The organism is Kribbella sp. NPDC055110 (assembly GCF_053607525.1).
Map to the genome: position 1 here is coordinate 102,444 of NZ_JBSGTS010000004.1, position 15,238 is coordinate 117,681.

General features: G+C 68.2%; 14 protein-coding genes and 1 tRNA gene. 12 read left to right on the plus strand and 3 right to left on the minus strand.

Annotated features, from left to right (window positions below; all coding sequences use genetic code 11):
* Window positions 1-58: 58 nt before the first annotated feature.
* Window positions 59-2,410, plus strand: coding sequence for an endopeptidase La (gene lon, locus ACWF0M_RS08335; RefSeq protein WP_452234943.1), 2,352 nt, complete (start codon window positions 59-61; stop codon window positions 2,408-2,410).
* A gap of 132 nt (window positions 2,411-2,542) precedes the next feature.
* On the plus strand, window positions 2,543-4,945 hold the full coding sequence (locus tag ACWF0M_RS08340) for a penicillin-binding protein (protein WP_452234944.1): 2,403 nt from the start codon (window positions 2,543-2,545) through the stop codon (window positions 4,943-4,945).
* Between the two features lie 4 nt (window positions 4,946-4,949).
* Here the strand turns inward: ACWF0M_RS08340 and ACWF0M_RS08345 are convergent, their stop codons facing one another.
* Window positions 4,950-5,417: a GatB/YqeY domain-containing protein gene (locus ACWF0M_RS08345; protein WP_452234945.1), complete on the minus strand. Its 468-nt coding sequence runs from the start codon at window positions 5,415-5,417 to the stop codon at window positions 4,950-4,952.
* Window positions 5,418-5,443: 26 nt separating this feature from the next.
* Between ACWF0M_RS08345 and ACWF0M_RS08350 the strand changes: the two genes are divergently transcribed.
* From ACWF0M_RS08350 to ACWF0M_RS08390, 9 genes are all read left to right on the plus strand, one after another.
* On the plus strand, window positions 5,444-6,379 hold the full coding sequence (locus tag ACWF0M_RS08350; RefSeq protein ID WP_452234946.1) for a metallophosphoesterase: 936 nt from the start codon (window positions 5,444-5,446) through the stop codon (window positions 6,377-6,379).
* Window positions 6,380-6,403: 24 nt separating this feature from the next.
* A tRNA-Pro gene (locus ACWF0M_RS08355) sits at window positions 6,404-6,480 on the plus strand.
* Between the two features lie 65 nt (window positions 6,481-6,545).
* The gene (locus ACWF0M_RS08360; RefSeq protein ID WP_452234947.1) at window positions 6,546-7,919 is read left to right on the plus strand and encodes a J domain-containing protein; all 1,374 of its coding nucleotides are present in this window, start codon (window positions 6,546-6,548) and stop codon (window positions 7,917-7,919) included.
* 78 nt (window positions 7,920-7,997) lie between these two features.
* Window positions 7,998-8,483 carry a hypothetical protein gene (locus ACWF0M_RS08365; RefSeq protein WP_452234948.1) on the plus strand — a complete coding sequence of 162 codons (486 nt, stop codon included), beginning with the start codon at window positions 7,998-8,000 and terminating at the stop codon, window positions 8,481-8,483.
* Entirely contained in the window at window positions 8,476-9,174 is a 699-nt protein-coding gene (locus tag ACWF0M_RS08370) for a carbohydrate-binding family 9-like protein (protein WP_452234949.1), read from the plus strand. The genes ACWF0M_RS08365 and ACWF0M_RS08370 overlap by 8 nt, the downstream gene beginning before the upstream one ends.
* Window positions 9,175-9,217: 43 nt before the next feature.
* Entirely contained in the window at window positions 9,218-10,150 is a 933-nt protein-coding gene (locus tag ACWF0M_RS08375; protein ID WP_452234950.1) for a tetratricopeptide repeat protein, read from the plus strand.
* Window positions 10,151-10,252: 102 nt separating this feature from the next.
* Window positions 10,253-11,008, plus strand: a complete 756-nt coding sequence (locus ACWF0M_RS08380) for a CoA transferase subunit A (RefSeq protein WP_452234951.1) — start codon at window positions 10,253-10,255, stop codon at window positions 11,006-11,008.
* A gap of 2 nt (window positions 11,009-11,010) precedes the next feature.
* On the plus strand, window positions 11,011-11,640 hold the full coding sequence (locus ACWF0M_RS08385; protein ID WP_452234952.1) for a CoA transferase subunit B: 630 nt from the start codon (window positions 11,011-11,013) through the stop codon (window positions 11,638-11,640).
* A 256-nt stretch (window positions 11,641-11,896) separates the two neighbouring features.
* Entirely contained in the window at window positions 11,897-12,811 is a 915-nt protein-coding gene (locus ACWF0M_RS08390) for a carbohydrate kinase family protein (RefSeq protein ID WP_452234953.1), read from the plus strand.
* Between the two features lie 93 nt (window positions 12,812-12,904).
* On the opposite strand, the gene ACWF0M_RS08395 is transcribed toward ACWF0M_RS08390, so the two are convergent.
* Together ACWF0M_RS08395 and ACWF0M_RS08400 are read right to left on the minus strand one after the other, a co-directional pair.
* Window positions 12,905-13,420, minus strand: coding sequence for a hypothetical protein (locus ACWF0M_RS08395; protein ID WP_452234954.1), 516 nt, complete (start codon window positions 13,418-13,420; stop codon window positions 12,905-12,907).
* A 52-nt stretch (window positions 13,421-13,472) separates the two neighbouring features.
* Window positions 13,473-14,156, minus strand: coding sequence for an NUDIX hydrolase (locus ACWF0M_RS08400; RefSeq protein WP_452234955.1), 684 nt, complete (start codon window positions 14,154-14,156; stop codon window positions 13,473-13,475).
* Window positions 14,157-14,234: 78 nt separating this feature from the next.
* Here ACWF0M_RS08400 and ACWF0M_RS08405 point away from each other — a divergent pair, with 78 nt between their 5' ends.
* Window positions 14,235-15,233, plus strand: coding sequence for an SPFH domain-containing protein (locus ACWF0M_RS08405; protein WP_452234956.1), 999 nt, complete (start codon window positions 14,235-14,237; stop codon window positions 15,231-15,233).
* Window positions 15,234-15,238 lie beyond the last annotated feature (5 nt).

A 15,238-nucleotide genomic window follows, 5' to 3' on the forward strand; every position in this document is an offset into this window, starting at 1 on the left:
ACTTGCTTACACCCGTGGTTGAGCCTGTCAGACTCAACTTGGAAAAGGGTGTGACAGCGTGACCGATACGTTGAATCTTCCTGTACTGCCGCTGGACGACGTTGTAGTCCTGCCGGGAATGGTCGTGCCGGTCCGACTCGCTGACAGCGAGGCCCGGGCGGCGATCGATGCCGCGCAGGCCGCAGGTCAGGACCAGGTGCTGCTGGTCCCGCGGCTGGACGGAAAATATGCCAAGGCCGGGACGCTCGGTGAGATCGAGCAGATCGGCAGGCTGCCGGGCGGTGCCCAGGCGGCTGTGATCCGCGGGACCCAGCGGGTCCGCATCGGCGCCGGAACCACCGGCCCGGGTGCGGCGCTGTGGGTGGGCGCGACGGTGATGCACGAGATCACCGACGACCGCTCCGTCGAGCTGGCCCGCGAGTACAAGACCCTGACTACTTCTGTGCTGCAGCGTCGCGGCGCCTACCAGGTGATCGATTCGATCAAGCAGGTCGACGACCCGGCGGAGCTGTCCGACCTGGCCGGCTACGCGTCGTACCTGAACAACGAGCAGAAGTCCTGGCTGGTCGAGAACGCGAACGTTTCCGAGCGGCTGGAGAAGCTGATCGGCTGGGTGAAGGACCACCTCGCCGAGCTCGAGGTCTCCGAGACGATCCAGAAGGACGTCCAGGAGGGCATGGAGAAGCAGCAGCGGGAGTTCCTGCTGCGCCAGCAGATGGCCGCGATCCGCAAGGAGCTGGCCGAGCTCGACGGCAAGGCCGAGTCCGAGGAAGAGGACTACCGGGCCCGCGTCGAGGCTGCCGACCTGCCGGAGCACGTCCGCAAGGCCGCGCTCACCGAGGTCGACAAGCTGGAGCGCACTTCCGAGCAGTCCCCCGAGGTCGGCTGGATCCGGACCTGGCTGGACACGGTTCTCGAACTGCCCTGGAACGAGCGGACCGAGGACAGCTACGACATCCGCGAGGCGCGGGCCGTGCTGGACGCGGACCACGCCGGCCTGGACGACGTGAAGCAACGCATCACGGAGTACCTGGCCGTACGGCGTCGTCGCGCGGACCGCGGTCTCGGTGTCGTCGGCGGTCGCCGCAGTGGCGCCGTACTGGCGCTGGTCGGTCCTCCTGGCGTGGGTAAGACCTCGCTGGGTGAGTCCGTGGCGCGTGCGATGGGCCGGAAGTTCGTCCGGGTCGCCCTGGGCGGTGTCCGGGACGAGGCCGAGATCCGCGGTCACCGGCGTACGTACGTCGGTGCGCTGCCGGGCCGGATCGTCCGGGCGATCACCGAGGCGGGTTCGATGAACCCCGTCGTACTGCTGGACGAGATCGACAAGGTGGGTGCGGACTACCGGGGTGACCCGACGGCCGCGCTGCTCGAGGTCCTCGACCCGGCGCAGAACCACACCTTCCGGGACCACTACCTGGAGGTCGAGCTGGACCTGTCCGACGTGGTCTTCCTGGCCACGGCGAACGTGCTGGACTCCATCCCGGCGCCACTGCTGGATCGGATGGAACTGGTGCAGCTGGACGGGTACACCGAGGACGAGAAGGTCGTCATCGCCCGTGACCACCTGCTCCCACGTCAGCTGGAGCGGGCGGGCCTGACGGCGGACGAAGTGACCATCGAGGACTCGGCGCTGCGCCTGCTTGCGGGTGAGTACACCCGGGAGGCCGGCGTACGGCAACTGGAGCGCGGGATCTCCCGCGTCCTGCGGAAGGTGACGGCGAAGCTCGCCCTGGGCGAGGACGTTGGCAACCTGACCATCGATGGCGGTGAGCTGAAGGCGTACCTGGGTTCGCCGAAGTTCACTCCGGAATCGGCGGAACGTACGGCGCTTCCGGGCGTGGCGACTGGACTGGCCGTGACCGGTGCGGGTGGTGACGTGCTCTTCATCGAGGCGTCGCTGGCCGACAAGGAGACCGGGCCGACCGGAGTCACGCTGACCGGGCAGTTGGGTGACGTGATGAAGGAGTCGGCGCAGATCGCCCTGTCGTACCTGCGCTCGCACGGCGCGGAGCTGGGGCTCCCGGTCGGTGACCTGGCCGAGCGGAACACCCACATCCACGTGCCGGCCGGTGCTGTCCCGAAGGACGGACCGTCGGCGGGTGTGACGATGACGACGGCGCTGGCGTCGCTGCTGTCCGGGCGGCCGGTCCGCTCGGAGGTCGCGATGACCGGTGAGGTGTCGCTGACCGGACGGGTGCTCCCGATCGGTGGGGTGAAGCAGAAACTGCTCGCCGCGCACCGTGCCGGGCTGACCACGATCCTGATCCCGAAGCGGAACGAGCCGGACCTGGAAGACGTGCCGGCGTCCGTCCTCGCGGAGCTGACCGTGCACCCGGTGAGCGACGTCCGTGAGGTGCTGGAGCTGGCGCTGGAGCCGGCCGAGGTGCAAGCACAGCAGTACGCGGCGTAACGCCGTACTGAACGAGGGCCCGAGCAATCTGCTCGGGCCCTCGTCCTTTTGGATGAACTTTGTCCAGCGAGGGTGACCGAACTCACACGCGGAGCGGTAACCCAGATCGGCGGTCCCGTAGTCTTAACAACCATGCGCGTGAGGGAAAAGGGCGACCGGGGCGTCGTCCAATCTGTGGTTCTGTTCCTAGGGGTGAGCGTGCTGTCGGGGGCCTTGGCTGCCGGTCTCGCCATCCCGCTCGCCGGCCTCGCCGGATTCACCACGGAGAAGACTTCCAACACGCTGCAGGACCTGCCGCAGCAGTTCGACGAGGTACCGCTCAAGCAGAAGAGCACCATCCTGGCCGCCGACGGGTCCGTGATCGCCACGCTCGCCGAGCAGAACCGGGTTCCGGTCAAGCTCAAGGACGTCGCGCCGATCATGCAGAAGGCGATCGTCGCGATCGAGGACGACCGCTTCTACGAGCACGGCGCGCTGGACGCGAAGGGCACGCTGCGCGCGCTGCTGCAGAACCAGTCGTCGGGCTCGGTGCAGCAGGGTGGTTCGAGCATCACCCAGCAGTACGTGAAGGTCAGCCTGGTCGAGAAGGCGAAGACCCCGGCCGAGCTCGCCGCCGCGACCGCCGACACGTACCAGCGCAAGATCGCCGAGCTGCGGTACGCGATCGCCGTCGAGAAGCAGTACTCGAAGAACGAGATCCTCGAGAAGTACCTCAACCTCGCAAACTTCGGCGACGGCGCCTGGGGCATCCAGGCCGCCGCCCAGCACTACTTCTCGGTCAACGCCTCCCAGCTGACCCTCCCGCAGGCGGCAATGCTGGCCGGCCTGGTGAAGAACCCCACCGGCTACGACCCGACCAACGACGCCAAGCGCGCCAAGGACCGCCGCGACGTCGTCCTCCGCCGAATGCTGCAGCTCAACGTCATCTCGGTCGCCCAGGCCAACTCGGCCCTGAAAACCCCGGTCATCGACCCCGCGAAGGTCCGGCCCAACAAACTCGGCTGCGGCAACGGCCCGTACCCGTTCTACTGCGAGTACGTCGTCGCCCAACTCGAGGACAACCCGGCCTTCGGCAAGACCAAGACCGAACGAGCGAACTACATCAAGACTGCAGGCCTGACGATCCGCACGTCGCTCGACCCGAAGATCCAGGCCGACGCGCAGCGCTCGATCGACACGCACGCCAAGCCGACCGACCAGGCGATCGCGGCGATCACGATCGTCGAGCCGGGCACCGGTCTGGTGAAGGCGATGGCGCAGAGCCGCAAGTACGGCAGCAAGCGCGGCCAAACGGCGTACAACTACAACGCCCCGAAGTCCTATCCGGGCGGGTACGGCGGGTTCCAGAACGGCTCGACGATGAAGGCGTTCACGCTCGCGGCCGCGATCCAGAAGGGCATCCCGCTCAACTACAAGATCAACTCGCCCAGCCCGCTGTCGATGGGCGGCCAGACGTTCAGCACGTGCAACGGCCCGTACAAGATCCTGGGCAAGTACGACCCGCAGAACTCGACCAAGAACGTCCCGGACCCGACGATGATCCAGGCGGCGCAGAAGTCGACCAACACCTACTTCCTGCAGCTCTCGCAGCGGACCGGCCTGTGCCCGATCGCCAAGATCGCGGCCGCCCTGGGCATGTACGACGCCCAGAACCTCGGCCCGCTCGAGCAGGTCCCGTCGATGACCCTCGGCGTCGGCTACATCACCCCGTTGCAGTTGTCGAACGCGTACGCCGCCTTCGCCGCACGCGGCATGTACTGCACGCCGTGGGCGGTCACCACGGTCAAGGACTCGGCCAACAAGTCCATCAGCATCCCCGGCGCGAACTGCAAGCAGGTGCTGGCGCCAGAGGTTGCCGACGGCGTGAACGCGGTCCTGCACCAGGTGATGGAAGCGGGCGGCACTGGCAGCAAGCTGAAGTTCGGCAAGAGCGACCTGGCCGGCAAGACCGGAACCATCCAGGACGCCAAGGCGGTCTGGTACTCGGGCTACTCGTCGAAGCTTGCGGCAGCCGCTGTGGTCGCCGACGCATCCCTGCCGTACAACCGGCTGCAGGGCCAGACGCTGAACGGCAAGAAGATCAACGACCCGACAGGGTCCGGGACCGCCGGTCCGATCTGGCAGGCGGCGATGCAGGCGGCCCTGCAGGGGTACCCGACCACACGGTTCGTCGCGCCGACCGACAAGACGCAGCGCGGCGACGTGAAGAGCCTTCCGTTCGTCAACGGCATGAACCCCGACGACGCGGCCAACAAGCTCCGCCAGGCCGGCTTCGAGGTCGCGATCGCGTCCGGCACGGTCAACTCCGAGGAGACCGCCGGCACGGTCGCCTACACCGACCCCCGGCAGCGCGACGGCGCGCCCGCCGGCTCGCTGGTCACGATCTACGTCTCGAACGGCAGCAAGCAGACCAAGCCGGGGAAGCCCACGTCCACGCAGACCGTGAAGCCGCCGACCACCCCGACCACGCTGAACCCGAACTGTCCGCCGTGGAACCCGAAGTACCCGAACTGCGGCGGCCGCGGCCACGGCTGATCGGTCAGGCGCCGAGTTGGCGTTTGACCTCGGCGGAGACGACGCCTCCGTCGGCCTTGCCTTTGACCTTGGGCTGCAGGGCGCCCATGACCTTGCCGATGCCGCGCGGGCCGAGCTCGGCGGCGCCGGTGGCGGCGATGGTCTCGGTCACCAGGACCTTGATCTCGTCCTCGGTGAGCTGCTCGGGGAGGTAGTCGGCGAGGATGTCCGCCTCGGCCTGTTCCTTGTCGGCGAGCTCGGCGCGGCCGGCGTCGCGGTAGGCGACGACGGACTCGCGGCGCTTCTTGGCCTCGGAGCTGAGCACGTCGACGATCTCGGCGTCGGTGAGTTCGCGGGCCTCCTTGCCGGCCACCTCCGCCTTGGTGATCGCGGTGAGCGCCATCCGCAGGGTCGACTTGCGGATCTCGTCGCGCGCCTTGAGGGCGGCGGTCATGTCGTCGTGCAGGCGCTGCTTCATTCCGGAGTTGGACATGACCATGATTGTGGCAGGCTGGTGAAATGAGCATCGTCAGGACCGCCCTGAAAACTACGGCTGTCGTCAGCGCCGTAGGGGCCGCTTGTGTCGCGTATGCGGCCGGTATCGAGGTGCGGTGGTTCACGCTGCGCAGACTGACGGTGCCGGTGCTGCCGGAGGGGACCGCGCCGCTGAAGGTGCTGCACCTGTCCGACCTGCACCTGATGCCGACGCAGGAGAAGAAGATCCGCTGGGTGAACGACCTGGCCGCGCTCGAGCCCGACCTGATCGTCAACACCGGCGACAACCTCGCGAGCGAGTACTCGGTTCCTCCGCTGCTCCGTGCGTACGGCGATCTGCTCGATCTGCCCGGGGTGTTCGTGTTCGGCTCCAACGACTACTGGAAGCCGCACTTCAAGAACCCGGGCAAGTACCTGCTGCCCGCGAACAAGCAGCGCCACAAGCCGCACGGACCCGACCTGCCGTATGAGGAGATGCGCCGCGGGTTCAGCGGCGCCGGCTGGACGGACCTGAACAACGCCAAGGCCACGCTGAAGGTGAACGGCCTGCGCCTGGACTTCGCGGGCACCGACGACCCGCACATCAGGCGCGACCGGTACGACGAGGTCGCAGGCGAGATCGACCCGACGGCAGACCTGTCGATCGGCGTCACGCACGCGCCGTACCAGCGGGTCCTGAACGGCTTCGTCGGCGATGGTTATCCGCTGGTCCTCGCCGGTCACACGCACGGCGGTCAGCTGGCGGTGCCGTTCTACGGCGCGCTGGTGACCAACTGCGACCTGGACACGTCCCGCGTGAAGGGCCTGTCGTCCTGGGGGTACGACGGCCGTCAGGCGGCGCTCCACGTGTCGGCAGGCCTCGGTACGTCGCCGTACGCGCCGGTCCGTTTCGCCTGCCGCCCGGAGGCCACATTGCTCACGCTCGTCCCACGCATTAACCCGATTTCGTCCGGACGCTGAGCCCATGTAAGCTACTCGCGACTTCGGGCTGTGGCGCAGCTTGGTAGCGCGCTTCGTTCGGGACGAAGAGGTCGCAGGTTCAAATCCTGTCAGCCCGACCACCATTGAGGGTCAGTCACTGCGGTGACTGACCCTCAATGCGTTCTGACGTGTCGCGGAGGTGCTGGTGAGCGGGGCCGATCACTACGAAGTGCTGAATGTCGAGCGCACGGCCACCGCCGCCGAGATCAAGACCGCGTACCGGAAGCTGGTCCGCCAGGTCCATCCCGACCAGGGCGGCAACGCGGCGCTCTTCCGCCTCGTCCAGGAGGCCTGGAACACCCTCTCGGACCCGGCCAAGCGCGCCGCCTACGACCGCTCGCTGTCCGGCCGGTCGACGACTCGCGAGCCGCGGCGCGAACCGGATCCGCAGCCCCGGTCAGATCCGCAGCCCGAACCTGAGCCGACCTGGACCTGGTCGACCGACCAGCCCTGGTCGAGCGAGCAGTCCTCGAGTGAGCAGTCCTCGAGTGAGCAGGCGGAGCAGCCCAGGACGACCGGTGAGCGGGTCCAGCCGGTCGCCGCGGGCCCGATCCTCGCCGGCCCGCCCTTCGGCCGCTGGCGAGGCCCCGCTCTCGTCGCGCTGACCGTCTTCAGCGCACTGGTCATCTGGATCCTAGTCACGATCGACTACCACGGTTTCTGGGACGTCGTCTTCGGAGTCGGCACCGCCGCGATGATCGTGGTCGCGATGCCACCGCACTGGAGCCGGCGGGTGCCTTTGGGCCGCCTGTTCAAGTCGGTGGGCGTCCTCACCGCGGCCTTCTACCTGCTGGCCCTGATCCTGACGCTCAATCCGTTCACGGCGAGCGGGGCGTCCACGGTCGGCCGGATCATGCTCGGCGGCGTGGTCGCGGGCCTGGTCGTCGTCCGGGTCCTCACCGGTCGCTGGTCGAAGGCGCACGTGCTGGATCAGGCGATCGACCGGACCGCGGCGTACGAGTTCAACCTGTGGGGCCGTCCCGGCGAGCCGCTTCTCGACGATGCGCTCGCCGCGCCGATCTCGCCGTACGACGTGCTGCTGCAGCGGCGTACGGCCAATCTGCTGGACCCTGTGATCGGCGCGCTGCCCGCGGCGAAGCTGGTGCACAGTGCGCAACTCGGTGCCGTCGCCGTCGATCACATGCTGATCAATGGGCACCGCGTCGCCCTGATCGTGTCGCTGGTGGGGCCGGCCGGCACGTACACGCTCGATGCCTACGGGTCCCTGGTGTTCAACGGCCAGCCGATCGACAGCCCGGTACCTGCGCTGGAGGCCGCTGTCGCTGCCTGGCGCGGACGGCTCCGGGCGGCTGAGGTCCGCGGCTTCCTGATCGTGCACCCGGCCGCGGACGGCCAGGGCCGGATCACGACGCAGTTCGGCCCCGATGCCGCCGTTGCGTGTCTGTCGGCACAGTTCGCCGACCGTGACCTCCTCGCCTGGCTGCAGCCCGAGGGCAACGTGCTCGATCGCCGGCTGCTGTACGACGTGCTGCACCGCGCGCCGTACGGCCTGATCTGAACGTCTGCAGCGGATTGACCTCGGCGAACGCGCGTGATTGCCGTCGCGAAGTGTCTGGGAGCCCGATAGCCTGCGGCAATGAGTCAGGAGGACGACGGCGACCGGATGCCGGACGATCTGGAAGCCGCGCTGGAGGCCGCCGACGACGAGGCCGATGAGGCACGTCCGGGGCGGTACGACGCGCCGCCGCTGCCGCCGGGGCTGATTCTGGCCGTTGTTGGGCTGCTGTGCGGGTTCGCGACCATCGCGCTGGTGTGGCTGAGTGAGCGCGGCTGCGAGCGGTTCCGCGACACCACGAACTGCGGCGCCCTCGGACTGCCGCTGCTGATCGTGATCGTGGTCGTCACGATGGTGCTCGGCGGTACGGCGCTCAGCCGGCTGGCGATGCCGCACCCGAAGCTGATCCCGTTCCTCGGCGTCGCGTTCATGGTCGGACTGGTCGTGGCGTTCCTGACCGGCCACCTGGACTCGCCGTGGATCCTCGCCGTCGTACCGGTCCTGACCGCCGTCACCTTCCTGCTCGCCAACCTTCTCGCCCGACTGCTGGAGCGTGCTGATGCCTGACCTGCCCGTCTACGAGTGCCCGCGGACCGCCACCACGCCGAACCTCGACGGCACCCTGACCGACCCGGCCTGGGAGGCCGCGCCGTGGACGACCGCCTTCGTCCCGATCCACGACGGCCCCACGCCACGGTTCCTGACCCGGGCGAAGCTGATGTACGACGACCAGTACCTGTACGTCGGCGGCCTGCTCGAGGAGCCGCACGTGTGGTCGACGATGACCGAGCACAACAGCAAGCTGTTCCACGAGAACAACTTCGAACTGTTCCTCGACCCGGACGGCGACGGGCAGAACTACTACGAGTTCGAGATCAACCCGCTCGGGACGATCTGGGAACTCACACTGCCGAAGCCGTACGTCGACGGCGGCCTCCCGATCGACCCGACGAACCTGCCTGGTCTGCGGACCGCGATCCACGTCGACGGCACGCTCAACGACCCGTCCGACACCGACACCGGGTGGTCGACGGAGGTCGCCCTACCGTGGGCCGAGCTCGCGCCGTACAACAAGGGCAGGGCGACGCCGCCGAACCCGGGTGACGAGTGGCGGATGAACCTGATGCGCTGCGAGTGGCCGCACGAGGTCGTCGACGGCGCGTACGTGAAGGGCGAGGAAAGCGAGTTCTGGGTGTGGGCGCCACAGGGCCTCGCGGACATGCACCGCCCGGCCACCTGGGGAGTGCTCCGTTTCTAGCCCCGTGACACGGCGTTAACAGAGACGCGCAACAATGAAGCACGTGAACTTGGAGGGCTCCGGCGAACCACACAGTCTGGAGGCGGACCAGGTCGTCAGCGCGATCGAACGCGCGTGTGAGAGCGACCTGCGGACCGCCTTACGGCTGGTTGCGCGCTATTCGGCGTACTGGTGGTCGAACGGTCTCCAGGACGAGGCTGCGGCCGCGGCCGAGCGGGTGCTCAGCATGCTCGGCCGGACCGTCCCGGTCGGGCTGGACGAGGAGTACCTGCTGGCCGTCATCCACGGTGCAGCGTCGGCCGAGCAGGAGCAGGTGGAGCTCGCCCAGCAGATCGTGCTGACGACTACCGGCCCGTTCCGGTACTCCGTGACGGTCCTGCTGTGGTCACTGGTGTTCGGGCCGTTTGAGCCGGCCTCCGTGGTGGAGGACGTGCTGGAGCGCAACGAGGCCGGTGACGCGTGGGCACGTGCAGCCGTCGAGCTGTGCCGTGGCTACCCCAGTCTGACGACAGCTACGCCAGGTGACGCGGCACAGAGCCTGCGTACGGCGCTGGGCCGCTTCCGGATGCTGGAGGACCGGTGGGGCATGCTCCTGGCCCTCAGCGCGCTCAGACATGTCGTCGACGAGCCGCTGGATATCACTACAGAGGCGCTGGAGCTTGCTGAGCACCTGTGCCTCGCAGATGAGACCGCACTGCTGCTGTGTGAGCGTGCAGAGCTCTACCGACGGCTGGGGAAGCTGGAAGACGCTCACGCGGACTACAGCCGGGCCCTGTCGATCGGCGAGCACGCCGACCAGCCGGAGACCGTGGCGGCGGCACTGGTCGGTTTGGCACGTACGGCGCGTGGCTCCGGCAACCTCCCGGTCGCCCGCGCGCACCTGTCCGCCGTACTCGCCATCCCTGCGCTGGACGACGCGCATTACGAGGCACTGCACGAACTGGCGGCGCTGAACGCGTCCGAGGCGTCCGCGTAGCACCTGACCACATACCCGAGTGGTACCACTCACATCGCGGGACTCGGGTCGGCTGGTTAGAGTCGGAGCGAATCGGGCCTCGACACTGCAACGGAGCAGCTGATGGACAAGACGTACGGGTCGCCGCAGGAAGCGGTGGCGGACATCGGAGACGGCGCAAGCCTCGCCGTCGGCGGCTTCGGGTTGTGCGGTAACCCGATGCAGCTCATCAGCGCTCTGCACGACAAGGGGGTCTCCGGGCTCAGCGTCGTGTCGAACAACTGCGGCGTCGACGACTGGGGACTCGGCATCCTGCTCGCCGACAAGCGGATCGCCAAGATGACGTCGTCGTACGTCGGGGAGAACAAGGAGTTCGCCCGGCAGTTCCTGTCCGGGGAGCTGGAGGTCGAGCTGACCCCGCAGGGCACGCTGGCCGAGAAGCTCCGGGCCGGCGGCTGCGGGATCGCCGCGTTCTTCACCCTGGCCGGTGTCGGGACGCAGGTCGCCGACGGTGGGCTGCCGCAGAAGTACAACGCGGACGGTTCGGTCGCGAAGGCGTCGGAGCCCAAGGAGACGCGGGAGATCAACGGTACGACGTACGTGCTGGAGGACTCGATCACCACCGACTTCGGGCTGGTGCACGCACTCAAGGGCGACACCCACGGGAACCTGGTGTTCGATCGCAGCGCGCGCAACTTCAACCCGCTGGCCGCGATGGCCGGCCGGGTCACGATCGCGCAGGTGGAGGAGCTGGTCCAGCCTGGTGAGCTGGACCCGGACTCGATCCACCTGCCCGGTGTGTACGTCCAGCGTGTCGTTGCTGTCGGCAAGGACATCGAGAAGCGGATCGAGAAGCTCACCGTTCAGAAGGGGGCCTGAGCATGCCACTCACCCGTGAGCAGATGGCCGCCCGGGCCGCGGCCGAGCTCGAGGACGGCCAGTACGTGAACCTCGGTATCGGCCTGCCGACCATGGTCCCGAACTACATCCCGGACGGCGTCACCGTCGTACTGCAGTCCGAGAACGGCATCCTCGGCGTCGGGCCGTACCCGGTCGAGGGGGAAGAGGACCCGGACCTGATCAACGCCGGCAAGGAGACCGTCACGACGCTGCCCGGCGCGTCGTTCTTCGACTCGGCGCTGTCCTTCGGGATGATCCGCGGCGGCGCGATCGACGCGGCCATCCTGGGCGCCATGCAGGTCTCGGCCACCGGCGACCTGTCGAACTGGATGATCCCCGGCAAGATGGTCAAGGGGATGGGCGGCGCGATGGACCTGGTGCACGGCGCGAAGAAGGTGATCGTGCTGATGGAGCACGTCGCCAAGGACGGCTCGCACAAGATCCTCGCCGAGTGCGACCTGCCGTACACCGGTCGCGGCGTGGTCAACCGGATCATCACCGACCTCGCCGTACTCGACGTCACCGACGACGGCCTCCAACTGGTCGAACTCGCCGACGGCGTCACCTTCGAAGAACTCCAGGAGAAAACCGGCGCCCTGATCAAGCAATGAACTTCGTCTCGCCGGCGCGAGCAGCCAGGCGGTTCGTCTCGCCGGCGCGAGCAGCCAGGCGGCGGAACCGCCGAGCGTAGGCGAGGGCGCACGGAGCGTACGGGCGGTGGCGGGCTGGGCGAGGGGTGCGAGGAGGGTCGAGCCGAGGAGAACGCGGCGGTTCAGCATGCGGTCGACTGTGCCTGGAGACGAACTATCCGTTCAGCTTGCGAAAGACACCTGTGATCCCTGGCGAAAGTCGGGTATTACGGGACGCGTGGAGTTGGATGTGCTGGTCATCGGCGGAGTAGGCATCGACACGATCGTGCGGGTGCCCAGCCTGCCGTTGGCGGATGTGGACACGGTTCCGGTCGAACCGATCGAGTCGTACCTGGCGCACACCGGGCACGGCGTCGCGCTCGGCTGCCACCTGCTCGGGCTGCACGCCGGGCTGGTGGACGTGATCGGCGACGATCCCGAGGGCGCGCGGATCCGCCGTACGTACGACGAACTCGGCATCCCGCTCCGGGTCGTCCTGCACCCGAGCGGCACCCGCCGGTCGGTCAACCTGGTCGCCCCGGACGGTCGCCGGCTCTCGATGTACGACGGCCGCCACCCGCACGGCCTGCGCGTCGACCCGAATCTCTGGCGCCCGGTGATGCGGCACGCACAGCACGTCCACGTCTCGATCATGGACTTCGCCCGCGACGCGCTCGGGGACGCGATCGCCGCCGACCGCTCGATCTCGACGGACCTGCACGACTGGGACGGGCGCAACGACCACCACAAGGACTTCGCGACCGCGTCCGACATCGTCTTCGTCTCCGCGGCCGCCCTGCCACCCGACGGCGTCGACTGGATCCTCGCCAACGGCCGCGCCGACGTCGTGGTCGCCATGGCCGGCGCCGACGGCAGCTACCTCCACGTCCGCGGCGAACCGGCCCGCCACTTCCCCGCGATCACCTTCCCCGACCGCCCGGTCGTCGACACCAACGGCGCCGGCGACGCCTACGTAGCCGCCTTCCTGGCCCGCTACCTCGACGGAGCCACCTGGCAAGACGCAGCCACCGCCGGCACCGTAGCCGCCAGCTGGGCCTGCACCTCCCCCGGCACCCACACCAACCTAATAACCGCCGAAGACCTGGCCCTCCACACCCACAACCTCCCGCGAAGCCTCCGCGCTGAGACGTGACGGCCTGTATAGTGGTGAGTAGCTCAGGGCAGTAGCCCTCGGGAAGTGAACCCGGCAGTCATCCGGACGGTTGGCGAGCCGGGTTTCGCGCGTCTAGACCTGGATCACGGTCGAGTACGGCGCAACGAGATCACGCCACTCACCGCCCTTCACCCACGACCAAGCCACCGCGTCGGGTATCCACAGCAGCGGATCCGCATGGGCCGCAAGCAGCTCGTACTGCAGACTCTCGGAGCAGTCGTAGCGCCGCGCAGCGCGGAACAACACCTGCTTGTCCAAAGTCGCAGTTGATTCGTCGCGTTCCACCACCAACCGCTCCGCCGACCCCGCGATGTCACGGACCATCGCCGCCAGGCAGGTCCGGCGAGCGGCGATATCGTTCTTGTCTGCTTGGTACAGCCGCGCGGCAACCCCGAGCTCGGCGATGACACCGAGGATCTTCCGCCTCCGCGCAGGGGACTCCTTGGTGAAGTGGATCCGTCGCTCGCGAGGCATCAGAAGACTCGCCATCGTCCGGCGGTATGCGTTCACATCCACCGCGGAGCACATCGTTGCCGCCATGAGCAGACCCTTGGTCTTGCTCTCGTCGACGAACACGTGCTCAGGCATGGAGTGAACTCTAAGTGCCTGCTCCGACAGCACAAAGTCACTGTCAACAGGGTCAGGTGCGGGTCATGGGTGGGTGGAGGGTGGTGGCTGTGCCGCGGTGGAACAGTTGGGCGGGGCGGCCGCCGTCTCGGGTTGTGGTGGTGCCGGCGGGGGTGACGAAGTCGGGGGTTTTGGTGACCTTGCGGTGGAAGTTTCGCGGGTCCAGGGGGATGCCCCAGACTGCCTCGTAGACGCCGCGGAGTTCGGAGATCGTGAACTCCGGTGGGCAGAACGCGGTCGCCAGCGGTGAGTACTCGAGTTTGGCGCGGGCCCGTTCCACACCGTCGGCGAGGATCCGGTGGTGGTCGAACGCCAGCCGCCCGGAGTCGTCCAGTACGTCGGTGGCGTCGACCCAGCTCGCCGACGCGGCGTCGGAGCCCGCGACGGGTGCGGGCAGATCGGGCACCAGGGCCAGATACGCAACGCTGACCACCCGGCCACGCGGGTCGCGATCGGGAGCGCCGTACGTCGCGACCTGTTCGAGGTGGATCCGCTCCGCGGACAGCCCGGTCTCCTCCGCCAGCTCGCGGCGCGCGGTCGTCTCCAGGTCCTCGTCCGGCCGCACGAATCCGCCGGGCAGCGCCCATCGGCCCTGGTACGGCGGGATGCCGCGGCGGATCAGCAACACCTGGAGGCGTCCGTCGCGCACGGTCAGGATGACCAGGTCGGTGGCCAGGCCGAGTGGCTCGAAGTCCATGACCCCACTTTAATCGTCACCTTGACGAGAAGTCATCCAGCCCCTTATCGTCATAGTGACGACAAGGAGAACGAAGAGATGGCAGACATCACCCGGTTCCGCTTCATCAGCCACCTGCGGGCCAACCCGACCACCCACGTGCGGCATCTCCGCAACGGCAAGGTCGCCCACGACGGCGCCGGCCAGGCGTTCTGGTTCCGGGCCCTGAACTCGTCACTGAGCGAGATCCCGGTCGACGACCGCGAGCAGCCGCTGCTGTTCCACGGCCGTACGCAGGACTTCCAGGACGTCGTCGTACAGGCCACCGTCACCTACCGGGTGACCGATCCGGCGCTCGCCGCCAGCCGACTGGACTTCGGCATCGACCCGGACACCGGGCTCTGGCGGTCGACCCCGCTCGAGCAGCTCGGCGGGCTGCTGACTGAGCTCGCACAACAGACCGCACTCGACCTGCTCGCCCGGATGTCGCTCACCGAGGCGCTGTCCGAGGGCATGACCGCGCTCCGCCAAGCGGTCGGCACCGGGCTTCGGGAGGACCAGCGGCTGACCGGGCTCGGCATCGGCGTCGAGGATGTGCGCGTGGTCGCCGTACGCGCGGAGCGCGATGTGGAGAAGGCGCTGCAGACGCCGACGCGCGAGATGGTGCAGCAGGCCGCCGACAAGGCGACGTACGAACGCCGCGCAATGGCCGTCGAGCGGGAACGATCGATCGCGGAGAACGAGCTGCAGAACCAGATCGAGCTCGCCCGGCGCGAAGAGCAACTGGTCAACCAGCGCGGTCAGAACGAGCGCATGCGGGCAACCGAAGCCGCGGCGGCCGGTCAGATCGAGACGCAGGCCGCGGCCGGTCGCCAGCGCGCACTGGCCGAGGCGGAGGCGGACGCGAAGCGGGTGATCGGGTCGGCGGAGGCTGCTGCCGAGAAGGCCTTGCTGGAGGCGTACGCCGAACTCGACCAGGCGACCATCCTCGCGCTCGCGGTCAAGCAAGGCGCCCTACCGGACATCGGCACGCTAAACATCACGCCGGACCTGCTGACCCCACTCCTCACCAAGCTGACCGCCGGGCAGGTGTCATGACCCCG

Excerpts from the sequence above, each read along its gene's own strand:
- ACWF0M_RS08345 (WP_452234945.1), bottom strand. The coding sequence starts at position 5,417 with ATGTCCAACTCCGGAATGAAGCAGCGCCTGCACGACGACATGACCGCC.
- ACWF0M_RS08370 (WP_452234949.1), top strand. The coding sequence starts at position 8,476 with ATGCCTGACCTGCCCGTCTACGAGTGCCCGCGGACCGCCACCACGCCG.
- ACWF0M_RS08385 (WP_452234952.1), top strand. The coding sequence starts at position 11,011 with ATGCCACTCACCCGTGAGCAGATGGCCGCCCGGGCCGCGGCCGAGCTC.
- ACWF0M_RS08350 (WP_452234946.1), top strand. The coding sequence starts at position 5,444 with ATGAGCATCGTCAGGACCGCCCTGAAAACTACGGCTGTCGTCAGCGCC.
- ACWF0M_RS08405 (WP_452234956.1), top strand. The coding sequence starts at position 14,235 with ATGGCAGACATCACCCGGTTCCGCTTCATCAGCCACCTGCGGGCCAAC.
- ACWF0M_RS08340 (WP_452234944.1), top strand. The coding sequence starts at position 2,543 with ATGCGCGTGAGGGAAAAGGGCGACCGGGGCGTCGTCCAATCTGTGGTT.
- ACWF0M_RS08400 (WP_452234955.1), bottom strand. The coding sequence starts at position 14,156 with ATGGACTTCGAGCCACTCGGCCTGGCCACCGACCTGGTCATCCTGACC.
- ACWF0M_RS08365 (WP_452234948.1), top strand. The coding sequence starts at position 7,998 with ATGAGTCAGGAGGACGACGGCGACCGGATGCCGGACGATCTGGAAGCC.
- ACWF0M_RS08395 (WP_452234954.1), bottom strand. The coding sequence starts at position 13,420 with ATGCCTGAGCACGTGTTCGTCGACGAGAGCAAGACCAAGGGTCTGCTC.
- ACWF0M_RS08380 (WP_452234951.1), top strand. The coding sequence starts at position 10,253 with ATGGACAAGACGTACGGGTCGCCGCAGGAAGCGGTGGCGGACATCGGA.